The organism is Microbacterium testaceum, from assembly GCF_006539145.1.
Taxonomy (GTDB): Bacteria; Actinomycetota; Actinomycetes; order Actinomycetales; family Microbacteriaceae; genus Microbacterium; species Microbacterium testaceum.
The window spans coordinates 576,168-599,782 of record NZ_BJML01000001.1 but is presented as its reverse complement, the minus strand read 5'-3'; the positions used below and the strand labels follow the sequence as shown (position 1 = coordinate 599,782).

The 23,615-nt window shown below is 69.5% G+C and carries 20 protein-coding genes; 5 read left to right on the top strand and 15 right to left on the bottom strand.

Annotation, left to right across the window (positions count from 1 at the left end; all coding sequences use genetic code 11):
* Position 1 precedes the first annotated feature (1 nt).
* The 6 genes from MTE01_RS02875 to efeU all read right to left on the bottom strand — a co-directional run bounded on the left by MTE01_RS02875 (position 2) and on the right by efeU (position 6,403).
* Positions 2-601, bottom strand: coding sequence for a class I SAM-dependent methyltransferase (locus MTE01_RS02875; RefSeq protein WP_141375600.1), 600 nt, complete (start codon positions 599-601; stop codon positions 2-4).
* Between the two features lie 206 nt (positions 602-807).
* On the bottom strand, positions 808-1,452 hold the full coding sequence (locus MTE01_RS02870; protein ID WP_141375598.1) for a CE1759 family FMN reductase: 645 nt from the start codon (positions 1,450-1,452) through the stop codon (positions 808-810).
* Between the two features lies 1 nt (position 1,453).
* The gene (locus MTE01_RS02865; RefSeq protein ID WP_103210374.1) at positions 1,454-2,686 is read right to left on the bottom strand and encodes an LLM class flavin-dependent oxidoreductase; all 1,233 of its coding nucleotides are present in this window, start codon (positions 2,684-2,686) and stop codon (positions 1,454-1,456) included.
* A gap of 145 nt (positions 2,687-2,831) precedes the next feature.
* Positions 2,832-4,133, bottom strand: a complete 1,302-nt coding sequence (gene efeB, locus MTE01_RS02860; RefSeq protein ID WP_281285392.1) for an iron uptake transporter deferrochelatase/peroxidase subunit — start codon at positions 4,131-4,133, stop codon at positions 2,832-2,834.
* Positions 4,130-5,359, bottom strand: a complete 1,230-nt coding sequence (efeO, locus tag MTE01_RS02855; protein ID WP_141375596.1) for an iron uptake system protein EfeO — start codon at positions 5,357-5,359, stop codon at positions 4,130-4,132. The genes efeB and efeO overlap by 4 nt, the downstream gene beginning before the upstream one ends.
* A 63-nt stretch (positions 5,360-5,422) precedes the next feature.
* Entirely contained in the window at positions 5,423-6,403 is a 981-nt protein-coding gene (efeU, locus tag MTE01_RS02850) for an iron uptake transporter permease EfeU (protein WP_141375594.1), read from the bottom strand.
* A gap of 217 nt (positions 6,404-6,620) precedes the next feature.
* Here efeU and MTE01_RS02845 point away from each other — a divergent pair, with 217 nt between their 5' ends.
* Complete coding sequence (locus tag MTE01_RS02845; protein ID WP_141375592.1) at positions 6,621-7,637, top strand: isopenicillin N synthase family dioxygenase; 1,017 nt, start codon at positions 6,621-6,623, stop codon at positions 7,635-7,637.
* 320 nt (positions 7,638-7,957) lie between these two features.
* Here MTE01_RS02845 and rpsO read toward each other — a convergent pair whose 3' ends face one another.
* Positions 7,958-8,227 carry a 30S ribosomal protein S15 gene (rpsO, locus tag MTE01_RS02840; protein WP_013583433.1) on the bottom strand — a complete coding sequence of 90 codons (270 nt, stop codon included), beginning with the start codon at positions 8,225-8,227 and terminating at the stop codon, positions 7,958-7,960.
* 237 nt (positions 8,228-8,464) lie between these two features.
* On the opposite strand from rpsO, the gene MTE01_RS02835 reads away from it, so the two are divergent.
* Together MTE01_RS02835 and MTE01_RS02830 are read left to right on the top strand one after the other, a co-directional pair.
* Positions 8,465-9,799 carry an MFS transporter gene (locus MTE01_RS02835; protein ID WP_246077946.1) on the top strand — a complete coding sequence of 445 codons (1,335 nt, stop codon included), beginning with the start codon at positions 8,465-8,467 and terminating at the stop codon, positions 9,797-9,799.
* Between the two features lie 70 nt (positions 9,800-9,869).
* The gene (locus MTE01_RS02830; protein WP_371861587.1) at positions 9,870-10,817 is read left to right on the top strand and encodes a DMT family transporter; all 948 of its coding nucleotides are present in this window, start codon (positions 9,870-9,872) and stop codon (positions 10,815-10,817) included.
* Between the two features lie 92 nt (positions 10,818-10,909).
* On the opposite strand, the gene MTE01_RS02825 is transcribed toward MTE01_RS02830, so the two are convergent.
* The 3 genes from MTE01_RS02825 to MTE01_RS02815 form a co-directional block, all read right to left on the bottom strand.
* Positions 10,910-11,470: a YceI family protein gene (locus tag MTE01_RS02825; RefSeq protein WP_103210365.1), complete on the bottom strand. Its 561-nt coding sequence runs from the start codon at positions 11,468-11,470 to the stop codon at positions 10,910-10,912.
* Positions 11,471-11,620: 150 nt separating this feature from the next.
* Positions 11,621-11,986: an FKBP-type peptidyl-prolyl cis-trans isomerase gene (locus MTE01_RS02820; RefSeq protein ID WP_013583439.1), complete on the bottom strand. Its 366-nt coding sequence runs from the start codon at positions 11,984-11,986 to the stop codon at positions 11,621-11,623.
* A gap of 173 nt (positions 11,987-12,159) precedes the next feature.
* Complete coding sequence (locus MTE01_RS02815) at positions 12,160-13,320, bottom strand: PrsW family intramembrane metalloprotease (RefSeq protein WP_116238401.1); 1,161 nt, start codon at positions 13,318-13,320, stop codon at positions 12,160-12,162.
* 83 nt (positions 13,321-13,403) lie between these two features.
* Here MTE01_RS02815 and MTE01_RS02810 point away from each other — a divergent pair, with 83 nt between their 5' ends.
* On the top strand, positions 13,404-14,270 hold the full coding sequence (locus MTE01_RS02810; RefSeq protein WP_141375588.1) for a fumarylacetoacetate hydrolase family protein: 867 nt from the start codon (positions 13,404-13,406) through the stop codon (positions 14,268-14,270).
* A gap of 63 nt (positions 14,271-14,333) precedes the next feature.
* Here the strand turns inward: MTE01_RS02810 and MTE01_RS02805 are convergent, their stop codons facing one another.
* From MTE01_RS02805 to MTE01_RS02790, 4 genes are all read right to left on the bottom strand, one after another.
* Positions 14,334-15,797, bottom strand: coding sequence for an aspartate ammonia-lyase (locus tag MTE01_RS02805; RefSeq protein WP_103210358.1), 1,464 nt, complete (start codon positions 15,795-15,797; stop codon positions 14,334-14,336).
* Positions 15,798-16,040: 243 nt separating this feature from the next.
* Positions 16,041-16,943: a phosphodiesterase gene (locus tag MTE01_RS02800; protein ID WP_141375586.1), complete on the bottom strand. Its 903-nt coding sequence runs from the start codon at positions 16,941-16,943 to the stop codon at positions 16,041-16,043.
* 42 nt (positions 16,944-16,985) lie between these two features.
* The gene (locus tag MTE01_RS02795; RefSeq protein WP_103210354.1) at positions 16,986-17,315 is read right to left on the bottom strand and encodes a peptidase; all 330 of its coding nucleotides are present in this window, start codon (positions 17,313-17,315) and stop codon (positions 16,986-16,988) included.
* On the bottom strand, positions 17,315-18,532 hold the full coding sequence (locus MTE01_RS02790; protein WP_141375584.1) for an inorganic phosphate transporter: 1,218 nt from the start codon (positions 18,530-18,532) through the stop codon (positions 17,315-17,317). Before MTE01_RS02790 ends, MTE01_RS02795 begins: the two co-directional genes overlap by 1 nt.
* Positions 18,533-18,741: 209 nt before the next feature.
* Here MTE01_RS02790 and MTE01_RS02785 point away from each other — a divergent pair, with 209 nt between their 5' ends.
* Positions 18,742-20,856, top strand: coding sequence for a S9 family peptidase (locus MTE01_RS02785; RefSeq protein WP_141375582.1), 2,115 nt, complete (start codon positions 18,742-18,744; stop codon positions 20,854-20,856).
* 1,517 nt (positions 20,857-22,373) lie between these two features.
* Here MTE01_RS02785 and MTE01_RS02780 read toward each other — a convergent pair.
* On the bottom strand, positions 22,374-23,402 hold the full coding sequence (locus tag MTE01_RS02780) for a 6-phosphofructokinase (RefSeq protein WP_141375580.1): 1,029 nt from the start codon (positions 23,400-23,402) through the stop codon (positions 22,374-22,376).
* Positions 23,403-23,615: the final 213 nt, after the last annotated feature.

Genomic DNA, 23,615 nt, shown 5'->3' with positions numbered 1-23,615 from the left:
TTCACTCCCGCACCGCGTGCAACAGCGTGTCGACCGCCGCGGTGGGGTGTCCGTCACGCAGCTCGGCGTCCGCGCTGGTGCGGGTGACCCGCTCGCACCGCTCGATGCGGAACCGCTCGTCGAGCGCACCCCGCAGCAGCTCGGGCGTATACAGGATCGTCGGGTCGGTCGGGCCGTGGCCTCCCGCGGCGATGTTCTCGACGTCATGGCCGAGGACGACCAGGGTCCCGCCGGGGGCCACCCAGTCGGCGATCCTCGCGACGGCCGCCGCGCTATCGGGCAGGTGCAGATAGCACGAGACGACCAGATCGACGGGCGCCGCAGGCTCCCAGTCATGGACGTCCGCGGTGGTCCAGGTGACCGCGTCGCCTCCGGGGCGCGCGGCGGCGAGCGCGAGACCTGCGCTCGAGAAGTCGATGCCCGTGCACGCCCAGCCGCGTCCGGCGAGCCACAGCGCGGTGCGTCCGTCGCCGGTGGCGACGTCGATGGCCGTTCCCGGGGAGAGCGTCGCCGCGATCTCCCGCACGACGGCGGGCGGCTGGGTGGCCCACACTCCCCCGGCGGAGGCGCGGTATCGCTCGTCCCACTGCGCGGCATCCATGTCGACTCCCTCTGCTCGGTTCCCACCCTAGGTCTGTGCGGGGACGCCCCGCCGCACGGCCCGTCGCCACACGTTCGGATGCACCCGACAGATGCGGATGCCGGCACCCCACCGCCACGGATCCCCCGCACCGACCCGCCGCGGAGGTGCGGCCCCCGCACGACGAAGCCCCGCCGCCACACGGGCGACGGGGCTTCGGTCGCGGATCACTCCCCCGACAGGCCACCCAACAGATGACCGAACGAACGCCCCTCTCCGAGGTACGACGACGGATCGAACGGATCGGCGTCGCGCACGGGCTCGCGGGCCGCGATGGCATCCGCGAACTCCCGGGCGCCGCGCTCGACGCGGGAACCGAGCGGGGCGACCTCGTCGGCGTTCGCGCCCCAGTCGCTGGATGCCGCGAACACACCGGTCGGCACGGGGTTGGCGTGAAGGTAGGTGAAGAGCGGGCGGATCGCGTAGTCGATCGCGAGCGAGTGCCGAGCCGTGCCGGCGTTCGCGCCGATCAGCACCGGGATTCCGCTGAGCGCCTGCGGGTCGAGGACGTCGATGAACGACTTGAACAGGCCCGAGTAGCTCGTCGAGAAGATCGGCGTGACCGCGATGATGCCGTCGGCCGAGACGACCGTGTTGATCATCTGCTCCAGCGGCGCGGGCGCGAAACCGGTGAGCAGGTTGTCGGTGAGGTCGTGCGCATAGTCGCGCAGCTCGAACACGTCGCTCGTGGCGTCGATCCCGCGCTCGCGCAACTCGGCGAGAGCCGCGTGGGCGAGCCGGTCGCCGAGCATACGCGTGGACGACGGGGTCGACAGGCCCGCGGTCACGACCGCGATACGGCGGGCGGCCATGTCAGGCACCGACCTTGGTCGCGGCGGCACCGAAGGCGCTGCCCGAGCGCGGGGCGGCGTCCTGGTACGGGCTACCCGCGACCATGTTGTCGCCGCGGTTCGCCCCGGGGACGGCTTGCCGCGGAACGGCACCGGCATAGATCTTCTCGACCTGGTTCGCGTGCGTCGGGGCGTCGGGCACCTCGACCGGACGGTTCACCTGCAGTTCCTTGCGCAGCACCGGCACGACCTCGGAACCGAGGATGTCGAGCTGCTCCAGCACGGTCTTGGTGGGAAGACCCGCGTGGTCGATGAGGAACAGCTGGCGCTGGTAGTCGCCGAACGTCTCGCGCATCGCGGCGTAGCGGTCGATGATCTGCTGCGGCGATCCGACCGTCAGCGGGGTCATCTCGCTGAAGTCCTCGAGGCTCGGGCCGTGCCCGTAGACGGGCGCGTTGTCGAAGTACGGACGGAATTCGCGCACCGCGTCCTGCGAGTTCGCACGCATGAACACCTGGCCGCCGAGGCCGACGATCGCCTGCTGGGGCGTGCCGTGACCGTAGTGCGCGAAGCGCTCGCGATACAGCGTGATGAGGCGCTGGTAGTGCTCCTTCGGCCAGAAGATGTTGTTCGCGAAGAATCCGTTGCCGTAATACGCGGCCTGCTCGGCGATCTCGGGAGTGCGGATCGAGCCGTGCCACACGAACGGGGGCACACCGTCGAGGGGGCGCGGCGTCGAGGTGAAGCCCTGCAGGGGCGTGCGGAACTTCCCCTCCCAGTCGACGACGTCCTCGCGCCACAGCTTGTGCAGCAGGTCGTAGTTCTCGATGGTGAGCGGCAGGCCCTGACGGATGTCCTTGCCGAACCAGGGGTAGACCGGGCCGGTGTTGCCGCGGCCGAGCATGAGGTCGGCGCGACCGCCCGACACGTGCTGCAGCATCGCGAAGTCCTCGGCGATCTTCACCGGGTCGTTCGTGGTGATGAGGGTCGTCGACGTCGTGAGGATCAGGCGCTCGGTCTGGGCCGCGATGTACGCGAGCGTCGTCGTGGGCGACGACGACCAGAACGGCGGATTGTGGTGCTCGCCGAGGGCGAAGACGTCGAGGCCCACCTCCTCGGTGTGCTTGGCGATCGTGAGGGTGTCCTTGATGCGCTGAGCCTCGCTCGGCGTCTTGCCCGTGGTGGGGTCCTGGGTGATGTCGCTCACCGTCATGACACCGAACTGCATTCCGGGCCAGTTGCTCGTCTCACTCATGATGCGCCTCCTGTTTGTATGCATCTGAATATACATGGGAGAACGCACAGGGCCGGTCTTTATTCCGCGCCCGCCTCGGGGCCCACACACCCGGGACCCCGCGTCCGGACCGACGCGTCAGGGCCCACGTGTCCGCGCCCGCCCGTCAGGAGCCGAGCAACCCGGCGCCCACCGATGAGCCCGCGGCCGGAGCGGGGGGCACCGCCCACAGCCCCGAGCCGACATGGCGCACGTACTCGTTCATGGCATCCGTCGACAGGGCCTTCTGCACCGTGATGTATCGCTGCGGGCTCTTCTGGAACGACAAGAAGAACAGACCCGCGTTCAGCCGACCGAGGTCGGTCGTGCCGTCCACGAAGTTGTAGCCGCGCCGGAGGAGCCGGATGCCCCCGTTCGTGTCGGGGTGCGCGCGCCGCACGTGACTGCGCGGATCGATCGCCGGGGCTCCCGCCGAACCCGTCGCCGCGAAGTCGGGCGCGGTGAACTCGTCACCGCCCGAGAGGGGAGCCCCTTTCGCCTTGTCGCGCCCGATCACGCGATCCTGCTCGGCCAACCGCGTGCGATCCCACGTCTCGATGAGCATCGAGATACGCCGCGCGACGAGATACGACCCGCCCGCAAGCCACGCCGGACCCTCGGATGCCGACACCCAGACGTTCTCGTCGAGGGCGGCCGTGTCGTCGGCGAGGATGTTGGCCGTTCCGTCCTTGAAGCCGAACAGGTTCCGCGGAGTCGTCTGCTCGGACGTCGTCTTCGAGGTGCGACCGAATCCGAGCTGCGACCAGCGGATCGTGGCGCGCCCGAAGGCGATGCGGCTGAGGTTGCGGATTGCGTGGACGGCCACCTGGGGGTCATCGGCGCAGGCCTGGATGCAGAGGTCGCCGTCGGATCGCAGCGGGTCGAGGTCGTCGCCGAGGAAGGCCGGGAGTCGCTCGAGCCCGTCGGGTCGCTGATCTTCCAGGCCGAAACGCGCATCGAACAGCGAGGGGCCGAAGCCGAAGGTGATCGTGAGGTTGCTCGCGGGAAGCCCGAGAGCCTCCCCCGTGTCGTCCGGCGGCGCCTCGGGAGATCCACCGACGGCTCCCGTGGCGGTGACCTCGAGCCCCTGCATCATGCGAGTGGCGGCGTAGGTCCAGTCCGACAGCAGCTCGGCGAGGTCGTCGCGGGTGGTGCGCGCCATCATGTCGTACGCCGCGAAGTGCAAGTGCTCCTGCACCGGCGTCGTGATCCCGGGTTGATGGATGCCGGTCGTCGCCGCCGCGGCATCCCTCATCGCCTTCTGCTGCTCGAGGGCGTAGGCCTGCCCGCCGACGAGGCCGCCACCGGCACCCACGACGAGTCCCGTGGCGCCGGCGCCGAGCGCCAGCCCCATCAGTCCGCGGCGCGAGAGGCCCGTGGCATCCGAGGCCTTCTCGTCCGAGGTCTTCTCCGCGTCGCTCACGCTCACTCCAGGATCGTCACCGTGAGCTGCGACAGCGGCTCGGCGAGGGCGTTGATGAGGTCGGTGAGCTGTCGCTTGTCGGCCTCGGTGATCTGGCTGTAGGGAACGAAGCCGGCGTCGAGCGAACCGTACTTCGCGAGGGCGGCCTCGAGGTCGGCGTAGCCGCCGTCGATGCGGGTCACCAGCGCGGTGCCCTTGTCGCCCTTCGAGTCGGCGAAGTCGCGCACGAGCGAGAACGCCATCTTCGAGCCCTCGACGTTCGCCGCGAAATCGTTGAGGTCGGTGCCCGACCACCAGTCCTCCTCGCCGCTGATCTTGCCGGTGGCCACCTCGTCGAGCAGCGAGATCGCGCCATTCGAGATGCCCGCGACACCCTGCGCGTCCAGTGCCTGAACGAAGGCGTCGGAGTGCACGTAGTCGTATAGTTCCTGGGTGTCGGCGACGAGCTTGTCGCCGTACGTCGCGCGCTCGGCGGGGGTCGAGGGCGCCCAATTCTTCCAGGCCGGGGTCTCCCCGTCGGCGTTCAGCGCATCCTGCGCGGGAACCCAGAGATCTTTCTCGATGCGATGGAATCCGGTCCAGTCGAGCCCCTCGGCCACCGCGTCGACCTCGCGGTAGTCGATGCGCGGGTCGAGGTCGCCCAGTGCCTCGGCGATCGGCTCGATGCGCTCGTAGAACGCCCGCACGCGCGGGAACTGCTCACGCGCGGCGGCGTCGTCGCCCGACTCGTACGCAGCGGAGAAGGTCTGCACCGCGGGAAGGAGCTGGCCGACCTGATCCTTCACGAACGCCGCGTAGAGGTCGACCGCCTGCTGCTTCTGCTCGGCGTCGGGACCATCGACGGCGACCGCGTCTCCGGTCACCGAGAAGCTCGCCTTGCCGACACCGTCGCCGACCATGCCCGGCTTGCAGAGGGTGAAGTAGTCGCCGGGCTGCGCGACGACCGTGAGGTTGCGCGAGGCGCCGGGCGCGACGTTCTCCACCTCGCCGACGATGCGCAGACCGTCGGATGCCAGCAGGTAGAACTCCGTGACCTGGTCGGTCTTGTTGCTGACGTCGAAGGCGACGGTGCCGCTGGGCGCACTGGCCGACGACACGGCGCACCCGTCGTCGGTCGAGGTGACCGAGAGAGCTCCGGAGGCGGCGGCGTCGGACTTGGCGACGCAACCGGAGAGGACGAGGACGGCCGCGCCGGCCACGGCCGTGGCCGCGAGGAGGCGAGTCGGGTTCATGATGCTCCGTTCGGAAGGAGGGGTGGATGCCACGGCGTCGGGCACGCGCGCGGCGTCGGGGGTCTACGGTGCGGCGGTCGCCGCGTCGGGGGTCGAGGGCGCGGCGGTGTCCGCGGCAGCGGGCGCGGCGGTGTCCGCGGCAGCGGGCGCGGCTTTCGCGGCGCGACGAGACCGTCCGTTGGCGCGGACACCCCGCACGAAGAGGGGCACGACGATCGCGACGTACGCAGTCCACGCGATGACCTGCAGCCACGTCATCTGAGGCATGAAGCCGATGGTGGCCTGCAGAAGAGCAGCGAGAGGGCCGCCGGGGGCGATCACCCCCGACACGTCGAACGCCCAGCCGAAGGGCAGGCCCGCCCAGCCGGTGGCCACCAGACCCGTCGCCGCATCGACGGGGGCGCCGGCGCCGAAGGGACCGGGGAGCGCACCGGCCTCCTGCAGGTCGTGGAACGCGTACGCGAGCACGCCCGCGGCCACCACGACGAGGAATCCTCCGGTCCACGTGAAGAAACGCGAGAGGTCGAGGCGCAGCATTCCGCGAGCGATGAGCCAGCCGAGCACGACCGCCGCGGCCAGTCCGAGCAGAGCCCCGAGGAGGGCTGTCGGGGCGTCGCCGAAAGACTGCACCATCGACCACAGCAACAGCGTCGTCTCGACCCCCTCGCGTGCGACCGAGACGAAACCGATCGCCACGAGCGCCCAGACGCCGCCGCGCAGCGCCTTGTCGACACCGCCCTCGAGGCCGGCCTTGAGCGTGCGTCCGGCGCGTTGCATCCAGAAGATCATCCACGTGACCATGGCCACGGCCAGCAGCGAAAGACCGCCGCCGAGCAGCTCCTGCGCTTCGAACGTGAGCATGTACGCGCCGAAGGTGAACACCGCACCGATGGCCAGAGCGAGGGCGACGGCGAGCCCGACACCCGCCCACAGGCGCGGCAGGGCGTCGCGCCGGTCGATACGCGTGAGGTAGGCGACGAGGATGCCGACGACGAGAGCGGCTTCGAGGCCTTCGCGAAGGCCGATGAGGAAGGTGGCGAGCACGGGCGGGTGTTCCGACTTTCGATTCTCGGGTGGAGCCGCGGCGCTGCGGGTAGGTAAGGACAGCCTCACCTGACCAGCACACATTACGCAAGTCCCGGGACGATTCGCACCCCGCCGATCGGCGGGGATTGATCGGCCTCGGCTCGCGAAGAGGTGCCGTCGGTAACCCTCGGCAACATTCCGGTGTGCACCGGGGGCGACGATCTAGCCTCGACGCATGTCCGACCTGAACCTCCCCGTGCTCGACCTGTCGCTCCTCGACCAGGGCCCGGATGCCGCCGCCCGCTTCCGCGACGAGCTGCGCGCCGCGACCCACGACGTCGGCTTCTTCTACCTCACCGGCACCGGCGTGAGCCCCGAGCTGGAGGCGCGCCTGCTGCAGGCGGCCACGGACTTCTTCGCGCTCCCCGAGGCCGAGAAGTTCTCGATCGAGAACGTCACGAGCCCGCACTTCCGCGGCTACACCCGCGTCGGCGGCGAGCGCACCCAGGGTCGCGTCGACTGGCGCGAGCAGATCGACATCGGTCCCGAGCGCGACGCGATCGACGACCCCGACGGTCCGGGATACAACCGGCTCATCGGCCCGAACCTGTGGCCGTCGGCGCAGCCCGAGCTCAAAGACGTCGTCACCGAGTGGCACGATCACCTCACCGGCGTCGCCCGCAAGCTGCTGCGCGCGTGGGCGCTCGCCCTCGGCGCGGAGGAGCAGTACTTCGACCGCCACTTCGGCGACCCGCAGACCCTGATCAAGATCGTCCGCTACCCCGGCAAAGACGACCCCACGCCCCAGCAAGGCGTCGGTGCCCACAAGGACTCCGGCGTCCTCACCCTGCTCTGGGTCGAGCCCGGCAAGGGCGGCCTGCAGGTCGAGCGCGAGGGAGAGTGGGTCGACGCTCCCCCGGTCTCCGGCGCCTTCGTCGTCAACATCGGAGAGCTGCTCGAGTACGCCACCCAGGGGTACCTGCGCGCGACGAACCACCGCGTGATCTCGCCGCGTTTCCCCGACGAGCGCATCTCCGTGCCGTTCTTCTTCAACCCCGCTCTGGATGCGCGTCTGCCGATCATCGAGTTGCCGGCCGAGCTCGCCGCCGAAGCCCGCGGCGTCGAAGACGACCCCACCAACCCCATCCACGCCACCTACGGCGAGAACGCCCTCAAGTCGCGCTTGCGTGCACACCCCGATGTGGCGGAGCGCTGGCATTCCGACCTGCTCGCCGCGCGCGCGGCATCCTGACCCGCCCACCGCGTGGCCGGCGCCCGCGACCGCTCGCGTGGCCGCGGGTCGCAGGGCCGCGCGGCCGCCGGACCGTGGACCCAGGGCCGCAGGGCCACGCATAAACACCGTTGGCGCCCATAAACGCGTGCACACCGCGTTTATGGGCGCCGATCGCGTTTATGCGTGCAACCCGGTGCACGTGGCCGCGCAACGCCCGCGCATCGAGACGCGACGACGAGCACGCGCCACGGGGCCACGGCATCCGGGAATGACGAAGGCCGCCCCACACCGTGGGGCGGCCTTCCAAGAATGTTTTGCGCGATAGAACGCTGGTGCGATTAGCGACGCAGACCGAGACGCTCGATGAGCGAGCGGTAACGGTTGATGTCGACGTCCTGCAGGTAACCCAGCAGGCGGCGGCGCTGACCGACGAGCAGGAAGAGCCCACGGCGCGAGTGGTGATCGTGCTTGTGGATCTTGAGGTGCTCGGTGAGGTCCTTGATGCGCTGCGTCATCATCGCGACCTGCACCTCGGGGGATCCGGTGTCACCGGGGTGCGTCGCGTACTCTTCGATGATCGCCTTCTTGACGTCTGCTTCGAGTGCCATAGATGGGATCCCCTTCCTTCTCATTGCGCGGCGCCCGTCACACAATGTGCGAGCTCTCTTTATCCGCGGCCGATCGAACGGCAACCGCATGAGTCTACCAGCATCGGGATGCCCGAACCGCACCGGTCGAGTCAGACCGAACCCGGCCCTGCGGTGATGTTCTCGGAGGACTCCGGATGCCGGGAGCCGCCGCCGAGCGGCGATCGCGGTGTCGAAGGCCTGGCGTAGCCTCGATCCGTGAGTAAGACCGATCCCGCGGCACCACCGCGCCGTGGCGCCCGCGCAGCGTTCATCGACCTGCGCCCCCTCACCACCTCTCCCGCCTTCGCGCGCCTGTGGATCGGGTCGACGCTCGCCGGACTCGGCGGCCAGCTGACGGTCGTGGCCGTCATGCTCCACGTGTTCGAGCTCACGCAGAGCACCTTCGCGGTGTCGATGATCGCCGTCGCGGGATTGCTCCCCATGGTCGCGGCGGGACTCTACGGCGGCATGCTCGCCGACGCCTTCGACCGACGCACGGTCGCCCTGCTCGCCGCGGTCGTCACCTTCGTCTCGACGGCGCTGCTCGCCGTGCTCGCCTGGACGGGGCTCGAGACCGTGGCCTGGCTCTTCGCGCTGAGTGTGGTGAACTCCGCGGCCAACTCGATCGTCATGGCCACCAAGTCGGCGATCACCCCCCGCCTCATCCCGCGCGATCTGCTGCCCGCCGCGGCCGCGCTGCAGGGGGTCACCGTCGGGGTCATGGTGATGGCGGGCCCCGCCCTGGCGGGAGTGCTCGTCGCGGTGGCCGGCTACGCCTGGACCTACTCGCTCGACGTGCTGTTGATGACCTCGCTGTTCCTCGGTCTGTGGTCGCTGCCGAAGCTCCGCCCCGAGGGCGAGATCGTGCGTCCGGGTCTCGAGTCGTTCCGCGACGGCGTGCGCTTCCTGCGGCGGGCTCCGAACATCCGACTGCAATACATCCTCGACATCCTCGCGATGACCTTCGGACAGCCGGTCGCGCTCTTCCCGGCCATCGGAGCGGTACTGCTCGGCGGCGGGGCGATCACGACCGGGATCCTGACGGCGGCCGTCGCCGCCGGAGCTTTCTTCTCCAGCCTGTTCTCGGGACCGATCGGCCGCGTGCGGCGACAGGGGCTCGGCATCGAACGCGCGATCCAGGCCTACGGCCTATCGATCGGTCTGTTCGGGCTCGTGCTGCTGGCCGCCACCCTGGGCTGGCTGCGTCCCGCGCTCGTCGACGAGACCCACGCGGCGGTCGCGCTCATCGCCCTCGCCGCGGTCGTACTCGCCGTATCGGGAGCGGCAGACAACGTCAGCGCCATCTACCGGTCCACCATGATGCAGGCGGCCGTTCCCGATGCCATGCGGGGCCGCCTCCAGGGGATCTTCATCGTCGTGGTCGCCGGCGGCCCCCGCGTCGGAGCCCTGTACGCCGGCACCCTGGCGACCCTCGCCGCCCTCTGGGTTCCGCCCCTGTTCGGCGGCATCCTGATCCTCGCCCTCGTCGGCACGCTCGTGCGGTTCTCCCCACGATTCCGGCAGTACGACGCCCTCGACCCGCGGCCCTGACGCGGCGGAGGAACCCGCCGGCTGCCGAGCGTCGGCGGATTACGGACGTCGCATCACCGAAGCCCACGCGATGTCGCACCTCGGCCCTAGGGTCGGAATCGTGGCTCCCTCTCCCGCTCCCTCCCCCTTCTCGATCGCGGTGCAGTTCATCCTCACCGGAATCGTGTGGGGCTCGAGCTTTCTCTTCATCGCGGTGGCCCTGACCGGCATGACGCCGGCCCAGGTCGCCGGCGGGCGGCTCCTGTTCGGCGCCCTGGCGCTCGCGGCGATCGTGGCGATCCGTCGTGAACGCCTCCCCCGCGACCGCCGCGTCTGGGGGCACCTGTGCGTACTCTCGATGAGCTTCTGCGTCGTGCCGTTCCTGCTGTTCGCGTGGGCCGAACAGCACGTGTCGTCGGGCCTGGCGAGCATCTTCAACGCGACGACGCCGATCATGACGGCGATCATGGCGTGGGCGGTGTTCCGCGTCGAGAGACTCCGGGTCGGCCAGCTGATCGGTATCGGGGTGGGCATCGCGGGCGTGGTCGTGATCATCGCCCCCGGCGCCGTGGCCGCCGTCGGCGACAGCACGATCGCGCAGATCGCCCTCCTGGGCGCCACCGCCTGCTACGGCTTCAGCCTCGCATACATGCGCCGCTTCCTCGGCGACACCGGCCTCTCGGGCATCGCTTTCGCGTTCGGCTACATCGGGCCGGCGGCGGCGTTCATGGTGCTGCTGTCGCCGTTCATCCTGGCCGAGCCGATGCAGCTGACCCTTCCGGTCGTCGGGAGCATCGTCGCCCTCGGCGTCCTCGGCACCGGGATCGCCTACGTCTGGAACCAGAACACCCTGCGCGCCTGGGGGCCGACCCGCGCCTCGACCGTCACGTACATCACCCCGGTGGTCGGGGTGGCTCTCGGCATCCTGATCCTGGGCGAGCGCATCTCGTGGAACGAACCCGTCGGCGCGGCGGTGGTGTTCGTGGGCATCCTGCTCGTGCAGCAACGGATCCGTCTCCCCCGACGCGTCCGCACCTGACCACCCGTGCCGCGGCGACGACGAAGGCCCCGGATGCCGAGCACCCGGGGCCTTCGCGATGTGTCAGGTCCGCAGCGCGAGCTGCGGGAAGATCACGCCTGGAGCGCGAGCTGCAGGTCGAGCTCGATGGTGACGTCCTTGCCGACGAGCACGCCGCCGGTCTCGAGGGCGGCGTTCCAGGTGAGACCGAAGTCTTCGCGGTTGACGACCGTCTTCGCGGTGGCGCCGGCCTTGTAGTTGCCCCACGGGTCGGTGCCGAAGCCGCCGAAGTCGAGCGAGAAGGTCGCGGGCTTGGAGATGCCGCGGATGGTGAGGTTGCCGTCGACGAGGAAGTCGCCGTCTTCGACGCGGACGCCGGTGGAGCGGAAGTCCATCGTCGGGTAGGTCTCGACGTCGAAGAACTCCGCCGAACGGAGGTGCTGGTCGCGCCCCTCGTCCTTGGTGTCGACCGACGTGACGTCGACGGAAGCCTCGACGGTCGCCTCGAGGGGGTTCTCGGGAGCGACGATCGTGGCGCTCTTCATGCCGAAGGTGCCGCGGACCTTCGAGATCATCATGTGGCGCACCGAGAAGGTGACCTCGCTGTGCGACGGGTCGAGGACCCAGGTGCCTGCTTTGTAGCCGGGGATGTCGAGGGCGGTGGTGTCGGTCATGTCACTCCTAGAGGTCTGGGGAGCCGTATCGGCGTCCTGCCGGGATCCAACTCCCATTCACACGAATGTATTCCACGATCGAGGAAAATGACGAACCCGAGGGAGCCTCTGCCCCCTCGGGTTCGTGAATGTTCGGTGAAGAACTCCCGATCAGCCAACCTTCAGCAGGTCGATGATGAAGATGAGGGTCTTGCCACCCAGGAAGTGCCCACCGGCGGGTCCGTAGGCGAGATGCGGCGGGATCACGAGCTCGCGGCGTCCGCCGACCTTCATGCCCGGGATGCCGTCCTGCCAGCCCTGGATCAGACCGCGGAGGGGGAACTGGATGCTCTCGCCCCGGCCCCAGGAGGAGTCGAACTCTTCACCCGACTCGTACTCGACACCGGCGTAGTGCACGGTGACGGTGTCGCCGGGCTTCGCCTCATCGCCGTCGCCGACGATGATGTCGCGGATGACGAGGTCGGAGGGGGCGGGGCCGCTGGGAGCATCGAACTCCGGCTTGGTGCGATCAGTCATGACTCCATCCAAGCACGGACGCGCCGCCCACGAACCCCCTGGACATTCCTGCCCGAGAAAGACTCAGCGCCCGGTGCCGCGGCGATGCCTGCGTGTCTACCGGGCGCTGAGTTGGCCTACATCGATGGTGCTCCTCCCCTCAGACGGTGTCAAGACCCCGTCGCGACGCCGGGTCAGGGACGCAGCAGCGCCGCCCGCGCGGCCGTCGTGCGCTCGAGCAGATACCGCTCGGTGGCCGGGGCGTGCGGGTCGCGTCCGGACAGCGTCCGCTGACGCGCGGCGGCCAGTGCCGTGGCATCCGCGATGAAGCCCTTCATCACCGTGGAGCGGTCTCCGGGCAGTGTCCGCGACCAGGCCAGGGCGGAACGCCGCCCCGGGGCGGTGGCGAGCATGTCGACTTCTTGAGGGGTGAACCACCCCGCCGCGGCGTACTCCCCCAGCCGCGCTCGCGTGAGTCGCGATTCTTCGCGGCGCAGGGCCAGGATGCCGAGCAGGAACAGAACGAACAGCGGCACCTGGAGCGCCGCGTACAGCTCGAAGAAGTCGAAGAACGTGGCGGAGCCGTTCCACAGGGCGTGGAGCACGATCGCGCCGATGATCCCGGGGACGCCGTACCGCAGCGCCGCGCCGGTGCGCAGCCCCCGGCGGGCGGCCAGGCCGAAGGCGAACCCGGTGACGCTCGTGAACATGACGTGCGCGAAAGGAGAGAGCACGGCGCGCAGGAAGAAGGTGCTCGCGACCTGGCTCGGACCGCCCTCGAGGTAGCTGATGGCGAAGTACTGCACGTTCTCGGTGAGGGCGAAGCCGGCCCCGATGAGAGCGCCGTAGACGATGCCGTCGACCGGACCGTCGAAGGCGCGGCGGGCGAGAGCGAAGATGAGCAGTACGCCGAGGCCCTTCGCGACCTCTTCGACGATCGGTGCCTGGATGACGCTGCTGAACGCCGGCGGCTGCGGACCGGCGAACAACGTGATGACGAGGTCGACGCCGAGCGCGATCGCCACCGCGGCGATCGCACCCCATGCCACGGCGAAGACGAGCAGGCGACGCGGCTCGGGCTCCCATCGGTCGATGTAACGCACGGCGAACCAGACGATCACGAAGGGGATCACGGCGAGCACGAGCCCGACGAACGACGCCGCCGTCCCGAGGAAGCCGGTGAAGTAGCGCACCAGGAGGGCCAACAGCGGCACCAGGAGCACCGCCACGATCCACAGCGCCACACCGCCCCGCCGTGAGCGGGGCGGCGCCGCCGAGACGGCCGACTGAGGGGCCGTCGAGATGCGGGGCGGGTCGGCCGATCCGGGCTGCGAAAGCGGCGAGGGAAAGGTCATGCGCACAGCATAGGGGCGGCCTCCGACCCGGCCTGCGGGGCTTGCGGACACCCCCACCGCGCCGGGGCCGGTAGCGTGGAGGCATGCGTTTCGCCCACGTCCGTGCACAGGAGGGGGCGGAAGCCCCCCGTCTCGTCAGCGTCCACGACGACGAGTTCTCGTTCGTCGACGAATTCTTCGTCGGCGCCCCGAGCACCCTCGAGGAGCTGATCGCCGGCGGTGACGACCTGCTGGACCGCGTCCGCGACGGCGCGACGAGTGCCCCGCGGCATCCGCTCTCCGGCATCCGGTACGCGTCCGCGGTGCTCGCACCGCCCTCGATCCTCGCGGTCGGCCTCAACTACGCGGCGCACTCGGGAGAACTGGGGCTGAAGACCGACGCCGGCCCCACGGTCTTCGTGCTGTGGCCGAACTCGCTCACCGCGCACGGCGAGACCACCTCGTGGCCGCGTTCGCTGAGCGAGGCCGTCGACTACGAAGCCGAGCTCGGCGTCATCATCGGGCGCCCCGGTCGCGACATCAGCGAAGAGGACGCGCTCGACCACGTCTGGGGCTACACGGTGGTCAACGACGTGACCGCGCGCAACATCCAGTTCTCCGAGGCTCAGTGGTCGCGCTGCAAGTCATTCGACGGCTTCACCCCCACCGGTCCCTTCGTCGTGACCGCCGACGAGATCCCCGACCCGCAGGACCTGCACATCTGGACCGTCGTCGACGGTCACACGGTTCAGGATGCCAGCACCGGCCAGATGGTGCGCTCGGTCGCGACCCTCATCAACACGCTGTCGGAGTCGGTGACGCTGCTCCCCGGAACCCTCATCTCCACCGGCAGCCCCGGAGGTGCCGGTTACTCGCGCGACCCGCAGATCTTCCTGCGCGACCGCTCGACCGTGACCGTCGGGATCGACGGCATCGGCGAGCTGACCACTCACTGCCGCATCCTCGACTGAGGTCGGCACGCACGGCGAAGGGCCGGGACGATCGCGTCCCGGCCCTTCGATGTTCTCGAGCGCTCAGCCCTCGACGACGCTGTCCGCTGCGCGCACGATCGGGATCGCGGCCGTCACCGCCTGCAGACCGGAGAGACGGGCGGGAGAGATCTGCTTCATGACCTCGTCGCGCGTCATGAGCCCGGCCTCGACGACCAGGTCGGCGACGTTGCGGTGCGTGAGCAGCGCGGTCTTGGCGAGGGCCGCCGCGGCGGCGTAGCCGATGAACGGCGTCAGCGCCGTGACGACGCCGACCGACGAGCCCACCATCGCGCCGAGACGCTCGCGGTTGGCCGTGATGCCGTCGACGCAGTTGACGCGGAGCGTCCACATCGCCTGCCGCATCCACGTGATCGACTGGTAGATCGAGTGCGCGATGACCGGCTCGAAGGCGTTGAGCTGCAGCTGACCGCTCTCGACGGCCATCGTGACGGTCATGTCGGCGCCGACCACCGAGAAGGCGACCTGGTTCACGACCTCGGGGATCACGGGATTGACCTTGCCGGGCATGATGCTCGAGCCGGCCTGGCGCGCCGGGAGGTTGATCTCGCCGAGACCGGCCTGCGGGCCGCTCGAGAGCAGGCGCAGGTCGTTGCAGATCTTCGACAGTTTCACCGCGTTGCGCTTCAGCGACGACGAGAACGACATGAAAGCGCCCGTGTCGCTCGTGGACTCGACGAGGTCGGTCGCCGTCTCGAGGTCGAGGCCGGTGATCTCGCGCAGGTGCCGGAGCACCGCTCCCCCGTACCCCGCGTGAGCGGTGATCCCCGTGCCGATGGCCGTCGCGCCCATGTTGATCTCGTAGAGCAGGTAGGCGTTCTCGGTGAGCCGGCTGTAGTCCTCGCCGAGGGTGGTCGCGAAGCCGTGGAACTCCTGGCCGAGCGTCATCGGCACGGCATCCTGCAGCTGCGTACGACCCACCTTGAGGACGTCGTGGAACTCCTCCGACTTCGACAGGAAGGACTGCCGCAGGAGCTTGAGCTCTTCGAGCAGGCTCTGAAGGGTCAGGGCGAGGCCGATCTTGATCGCCGTGGGGTACACGTCGTTGGTCGACTGGCTGCGGTTCGTATCGTCGATCGGCGAGAGGAAGGCGTAATCGCCCTTCTCCCGTCCCGCCAGCTCGAGGGCGATGTTGGTGATCACCTCGTTGGCGTTCATGTTGGTCGAGGTGCCGGCCCCGCCCTGGATGACGCCGACGGTGAACTCGTCGTGGAACTCGCCGTCGATCACGCGCTGCGCGGCGCGGTCGATGAGGTCGGCCTTCTCGTGGTCCAGCACGCCGATCTCGCGATTGGCGCGAGCCGAGGCCTGCTTGACCATCGCGAGCGCCCGCACGAGGTCGGGATACACCGAGATGGGGCGCTTGGCGATCGGGAAGTTCTCGAGCGCACGAGCGGTGTGGATCCCCCAATACGCGTCGGCGGGGATCTCGAGGGATCCGAGGGAGTCGGTCTCGGTACGGGTGCGCGTCATTGCGTCCAAAGCCATGTGGGAGTCCTCGTGGGTGTCACGGCGAATAGGGATGCCACGAGCCTAACGAGGGCGGCACTGCCGGTCGGTGGACACGGCGGCCGGTCGTCGGATCCACACCTTCCGTGACGTCTATTGCCGCGTCTCGAGACCGGGTCGGTTCGCCGGAACGCGCAGGCGTGTCTCCGCTCTCCGCATCCGGTACGCAGGCCCGGGACGGGGCGGCCAGGCATCTCCGCGCCGCGCGGTGAGCGTCGCCCCTCAGGGGCGTTTGCGCGAGAACGCCTCGAGGCGCTCCTCGGGGCTCAGCGCCGCCATGCGCGCCGTCCACTCGGGAGTGAAGAATCCCGAGGCCTCGACGTCGACGACGGGGACGACGGCGTGGGTGATCGTGTCGTCCCAGACATGGACGAGGTGGAACGAGCGTCCGGCATCCATCCCGTTCACCGCGTCGCCGGGGCGCGCGAGGTCCATCGTGTAGCAGGAAGCCGCGGCGACGCTCACCGGCACTCCGGCGAAGGTGCCCGAGGTCGAGTAGTGCAGGTGGCCCGCGAGGATCGCCCGTACGTCGCTCCCGGCGATGGCTGCGGCGAGACCCGACTGGTCGCGCAGCTCGAGGATGTCGAAGAAGGGGATGTGCGTGGGAAGCGGCGGGTGGTGCAGCGCGAGGATCGTGCCGAGCGGCGCCGGCTCCGCGAGTTCTGCGCGTAACCACTCGAGCTGCTCCGCGTCGATATCGCCGTGGTGCCAGCCGGGGACGGTCGAGTCCAGGGCGATCAGCCGCAGGCCGCCGAGATCCCAGACACCCGTCACGGGTTCTTCGGTCGGCTCGGCGTCGAGGAGTTCTTCACGAAGAGCGGGGCGTTCGTCGTGATTGCCGGCGACCCAGACCACCGGCGCGCCGAGGCCCTCGGCCCACGGTTCGACCGCGTCGCGCAGAGCACGGTAGGCCTCGGGTTCGCCGAGGTCGGCGAGGTCGCCGGTGAACACCACGGCATCCGGCCGCACTCCCGTCGCCGCGGCCGCCTCGAGCGTGCGACGAAGGTGCAGCGCGGTGTCGTAGCGGTCGCCGAGCAGGCGGTCGCCGCCCAGCAGGTGGGTGTCGCTGAGATGGAGGATCACGCGCGCCGCGGGCGCATGTTGACCGAACTGCACGGATGCCATGCCCTCAGCCTAAAAGGGGGCTCCGACATCGCGCCCGAGACGTCAGTGGTTGAAGAGGATCAGCAGCAGCGCACCGAGCACGGCGGCGGCGCACACCGCGAAGCACAGGTAGGCGCCGACCAGCGAGACGCTCTTCTGCCCCTCGCTCAACGGGTTCTTCTTGGCCGCTTTGGCCACCGCCTTCTCGGCCCGGCGCTTCTGCTTGTCGGTGAGCACGGTGATGGCGTCCGTGAATTCGGCCGGAGAGACGAGCGGCGGGCGACCACCCCGGACGAGCAGTCGCAGGCCGAGCGAGTAGAAGGTCACGACGATCGATGCGCCGACGATCGCGGCGACGAAGACGTGGAGGAAGGCTTCCCAGTTGATGAGCATCAGGCGTCCTTCCCAGCCTTGTCGCGCTCGAGACGGCGCTGACGACGCGTGGGTCCGGGCTTGCGGGGCACCTTGACCGCAGCGCCCGAGTCGGCGACCTCGCTCATCGCGTTGGCCGACGTGACCGAGTCCCGCCGCGAGCGCAGGAACAGACCCAGGATGATGACGACGGCGATGACCGCGTCGACAGCGACGCCCCAGCCGCCCAGCCAGACGACGATCAGCGCCGCGGCGGCACCCACCGCACCCGCGGCGGGCAGCGTCAGCACCCAGCCGATCATGATGCGACCGACGGTGTTCCAGCGCACGGTCGAGCCGCGGCGACCGAGGCCCGAGCCGATGACCGAGCCCGAGGCGACCTGCGTGGTCGACAGGGCGAAGCCGAGGGCGCTGGATGCCAGGATCGTCGCCGCCGTGGAGGTCTCGGCCGAGAAGACCTGGGCGGGCTTGACGTCGGTCAGGCCCTTGCCGAGGGTGCGGATGATGCGCCAGCCGCCCATGTACGTGCCCAGGGCGATCGTCAGAGCGCACGCGAAGACGACCCAGAGCTGCGGGTCGGGGTTGGACGTCGACTGCCAGCCCACCGTGATGAGGGCGAGCGTGATGACGCCCATCGTCTTCTGCGCGTCGTTCGTGCCGTGCGCCAGGGCGACCAGCGACGACGTGAAGATCTGCCCCCAGCGGAAGCCGTCGCGGCCGTCCGCCTTCATGTCGTAGCGGCGGGTGATTCCGTAGGCGATCTTGGTGACCGCGAAGGCGATGATCCCGGCCGTGAGGGGCGCGATGAGCGCCGGCAGGATGACCTTGCTCAGCACGACGCCGGTGTCGATCGCCGAGGCACCGACGCCCACGAGGGTCGCCCCGATCAGACCGCCGAAGAGGGCGTGGGACGAGCTCGAGGGAAGACCCAGGAGCCACGTGAGCATGTTCCACGTGATCGCGCCGATGAGGCCGGCGAAGATGATCGGCGGAAAGATATCGGGGCTCAATTGGTCTTCGCGGATCATGCCGCCCGAGATGGTCTTGGCCACCTCCGTCGACAGGAACGCGCCCACCAGGTTGAGGCTGGCAGCCAGCAGGACGGCGACCTTCGGCTTCAGCGCACCGGTGGCGATGGGCGTGGCCATCGCGTTCGCGGTGTCGTGGAATCCGTTGGTGAAATCGAAGAACAGTGCCAGCGCGATGACCAGCACGATGATGAGGGCTGCGCTCTCCACCGTTCGCTTTCCGTGAGAAGGAAGAGGGGATGCCGACGGGATCGGCGCGACGAACGAAGAGTTCACCTGGAGTTCGACACCCGTTCACCGGGGTCGCCTCGACATCCTTTCACCGAGGACCTCGGCGGTCAAACTTGCGGGGCGGCGCGACGCCGGCATCCTGGGTATTCTCGCGGACCGACATCGGACGGGCGCACTAGCGTGGAACGGTGACCGATCTCGACCCGAAGCTCACCCCGCCCGTCGCCGACCGCCGCCCCGTGGCGCGCACCCACCACGGAGACACGTTCGACGACCCCTACGAGTGGTTGCGCGCGAAAGACGACGCCGAGGTCATCGCGCACCTCGAAGCCGAGAACGCCTACACCGGCGAGCGCACCGCGCACCTCGCCCCCCTGCGCGACACGATCTTCGGCGAGATCAAGGGCCGCACCCTCGAAACCGATCTGTCGGTTCCCGCGCGCCGCGGCGACTGGTGGTACTACGGCCGCACCGTAGCCGGGGCGCAGTACGGCATCCAGTGCCGCGCCCCCCTCGACTCCCCCGATGACTGGACACCGCCGACCCTCTCGCCCGACACCGCCGTCCCCGGCGAGCAGGTGCTGTTCGACGGCAATGTCGAGGCCGAGGGCACCGAATTCTTCTCGCTCGGGAGCTTCGAGGTCTCGAACGACGGCACGCGCATGCTCTACGGCATCGACGTGGCGGGCGACGAGCGTTACACCGTTCGCGTGCGCGACCTCACCACCGGCGAGACGCTCGCCGACGAGATCCCCGGCACCTTCTCGGGTGCGACGTTTTCGCCCGACGGTCGCTTCATCGTGTACACCACGGTCGACGACGCCTGGAGGCCCGACACCGTGTGGCTGCACGAGATCGGCACACCCGTCAGCGACGACGTGAAGCTCTTCCACGAGCCCGACGACCGATACTGGGTCGGGGCCGACTTCACCCGCAGCGACCGCTTCCTCATGATCGAGATGGGCTCGTCGATCACGAGCGAGGAATGGATCCTCGATGCGGACGACCTCCGCGGCGAACCCCGAGTGGTGTGGCCGCGTCGCGAGGGCATCGAGTACTCCTCCTCGCACGCGGTCGTCGATGGCGAGGACGTGCTGTACATCCTGCACAACGACGACGCTCTCGACTTCGAGCTCGTGCGGGTCTCGGCATCCGACCCCCAGGGACCGCGCGAGACGGTGATCGCGCACCGCACCGGCCACCGGTTGCTGGGCGTCGACACCTTCCGCGACTGGGGCGTGGTCGGCTACCGCCGCGACGGCCTCGCGCGCCTGGGCATGCTGTCGTACGCCGACGGTGCCGTCACCGAGATCGGGTTCGACGAACCCCTCTACAGCGTCGGCACGGGCGGCAATCCCGAGTACGCTCCCCCGGTGCTGCGCCTCGGCTACGGCTCGTTCGTCACTCCCGGCACCGTCTACGACTACGTCGTCGAGACCGGCGAGTTGCTCCTTCGCAAGCGCCAGCCCGTGCTGGGCGGGTTCGATCCGGCCGACTACGGTCAGGCGCGCGTGTGGGCCCCCGCCGAGGACGGCACGCAGGTACCCGTATCGCTGGTGTGGAAGCGCTCGTTCGGCGAGCCCGGTGCGTCGGCACGGCCCGTGCACCTGTACGGCTACGGGTCGTACGAGCACTCGATCGAGCCGGGCTTCTCGGTGCCGCGCCTCTCCCTGCTCGACCGCGGCGTCGTCTTCGCCGTCGCCCACGTGCGCGGCGGCGGCGAGATGGGCCGCCAATGGTACGAAGACGGCAAGATGCGCGCGAAGCGCAACACCTTCACCGACTTCGTCGCCGCGGCCCGCCACCTGGTGGCCGAGGGGTACACGACCCCCGAGCAGATCGTCGCCGAGGGAGGGAGCGCCGGCGGTCTGCTCATGGGCGCCGTGGCGAACCTCGCACCCGAGATGTTCGCCGGAGTGCTGGCCGACGTCCCCTTCGTCGACGCGCTGACCACCATCCTCGACCCCTCGCTGCCGCTCACGGTGATCGAGTGGGACGAGTGGGGCGACCCCCTGCACGACGCCGAGGTCTACGCCTACATGAAGTCCTACTCGCCGTACGAGAACGTCCGCGAGGGCGTCCAGTACCCCCGTATCCTCGCTGTCACCTCGCTCAACGACACCCGCGTGATGTACGTGGAGCCCGCGAAGTGGGTCGCGCGCCTGCGCGAGGTCGGTGCCGACGCGCTGCTCAAGTGCGAGATGGTCGCCGGCCACGGCGGCGTCAGCGGGCGCTACAACGCCTGGCGCGAGCGCGCGTTCGAGATCGCGTGGCTGCTCGACGTGCTGGGCTTGGCGGAGTAAGCCCGACCCGCGTCTGGAACGCCCCGTCGCCCCGTGCGGCGGGGCGTTCGCTGTGGGTGGGCATCAGCCTGTGGACGGAATCCGCGGGACCCCCGGCACCGACGACGACACGCCCCTCCTCGTCCCATCAGGTGCAGACCGTGTCCCACTTTTGGCTGGCTGAACCCCGCTCGATCGACCATTTCTGGGACATGCGTCAGGGACGCTCGGACAGGCCCGGCCGCCAGCCGGCTCGGACCAGCGCGTCGCGCGCCAACCCGACCGCCGGGACGCCTCCCTCACAGAGGTGATGGCTGAGTATCCGCACGTGATCCCACCCTGCCGCTCGGATGGCGGCCCATCTGTCGGCGTCCCGCGCGAATTGTCGTTCGTCTTCCGCATGGACACGACCGTCGTACTCGACAGCGACCATCCACCTCGGGAAGGCGAGGTCGATCTCTGCGACAAACAAACCTCGTGCGTCGAAGATGTCGGCATTGACCTCGGGGGTGGGGAGCCCGTTCCGAGCGAGCAGAAGACGCAGACGCGTCTCCCTCGGAGACCGCACGCCAGGCCGAGCGAGTCCGATCGCCGCACGGAGAACACCGCCTCGCACGTCGCCCATCTCGCTGATCTCGGAGCGCAACTGCTGCGCATTCGCCAACGGGGATCGGCCGCTCAAGAGTGCGTCCGCCGCAGCGACCAGGTCATCGAGCGGCCACAGCCGCCCGCATTGGCGCCATGCACGTGCGGGGTTCTCCACCGGCAGGCCGTGCCGGCCTGCGGAGAATGCCGGTGCGCGGGTCTGCAGTCGATGGCCGACGACCCCGTCGGTTCGCGGCTCCCTCCTCGGGCGGTGTGCGGACACGTGAATCCGCGGTACATAGGGCCACTCCGGCGTGCAGATCCCCCAGAGGGCGAGCGCCGTCTCATGACTGAAGAACTGCCAAGGCGTGAGCCGAGGCGCATACTCCAGGCACTGCTCGACAAGAGACGAGGGTTCAGCGGCTTGCGAAGATCGGATGCCGTGAAACGGCGTCTTCAGATCCCCGGCGCGCAATCGAGCGCGCGTGACCCCCAGCTCGGCGGCGGCGCCGACAGAGAAGTGTCGGGGAAGCTGTCCGGGGAGAGGGCGAGGGCTCGGCATCCCTCAGCTTCTCGCCTCCTCCCTCCGCTCCGACGGTTGTCCACAGGCGGAGGCGCGGTGAATCGCGAGGGTGTCGCGACCATGTCCCAATTTCGGCTGCTTGAGAGGCCCGTAGGCAGCCGAAAGTGGGACATGAGTCGCGTCGTTCGGGACATTGCACGGTAGCCCGCCCGGGACAGTGCGACGGGGTCGCGGCCATGTCCCAACTGTGGCTGCCTGACAGGCCTGTAGGCAGCCGAAAGTGGGACATGAACTGCATAATTCGGGACATGGTTGAGCACGCCCCGCCCGCCCACCACACAGCGCCTCCACCACACAGCGCGAACGCCCCACCGAACAGCGCAACGCCCCGCCCCGCACGAGGCGGGACGGGGCGTCGACGCACCGAAGCTCAGCCGAAGAGGGCTGCGGCCTCTTCGTAGCGGTACAGGGGCACGCTGTTGAGCTCGCCGAGGGCGTCGGCGAAGGGGACGCGCACGATGTCGGTGCCGCGCATCGCCACCATCTGGCCCCACGCGCCTTCGTGGAGAGCGTCGGCGGCATGCAGACCCAGGCGCGTGGCGAGGACGCGGTCGAAGCCCGAGGGCGAACCGCCGCGCTGGATGTGTCCGAGCACGGTGGAACGGGTCTCGATGCCGGTGAGGCGCTCGATCTCGGGCGCGAGCAGCTCGCCGATGCCGCCCAGGCGGGGACGGTTGAAGGCATCGAGGCCCTTGTCGCTGAAGGCCTCGTCCATGCCCGTGAGCTTGAAGCCCTCCGACACGACGACCAGGGGCGCGCGACCGCGGTCGTGCGCGCGGGTGACCTGCTCGACGATCTCGTCGATCGACATCGGCACCTCGGGGATGCAGATCACGTGGGCACCCGCGGCGATACCCGCGTGCAGGGCGATCCAGCCGACGTGACGGCCCATGACCTCGGCCACCATGCAGCGCTGGTGCGAGTCACCGGTCGTTCGGAGGCGGTCCATGGCATCCGTTGCGATGTTGACGGCCGTGTCGAAACCGAACGAGTAGTCGGTGGCGCGGAGGTCGTTGTCGATCGTCTTGGGGACGCCGAGCACGTTGATGCCGTCCTTCGACAGACGGTCGGCCGCGGCCAGCGTGCCTTCGCCGCCGATGGCCAGGATGCCGTCGAGCCGGTGCCCGTACATCGTCTTGGAGATGTTCTCGGCGCCGCCGCGTGCACCCTCGTAGGGGTTGGTGCGGCTCGTGCCGAGGATGGTGCCGCCGACCTTGGACAGGCCCTTCACCTCGTGACGCGTCAGCGGGAAGAAGTCGCCGTCGACCACTCCGCGCCAGCCGTCTCGGATGCCGACGAATTCGATGTCGTAGTTCGTCGTGCCCTTGAGCACGACGCCACGGATGACCGCGTTCAGCCCGGGGCAGTCGCCGCCGCTGGTCAGGATGCCGATCTTCATGGGCAGAGTCCTCTGGTGCTGTGATTCGGGTGAAGGGGGCGGCGCCGTTGCCGTCTTCGACCCTATCGCCGCGGGCGGGACCGCTGCCACACGGTGACGGACGGGCGGGCGGATGCCGAGACCCGGGCGCTCGAACTGCGCCCCGCGCCGTGCGTCGAAGGCGTCAGACGCCGGGCCCCAGCCCGCTCCCGCGACGCGACGCGACGCGACGAG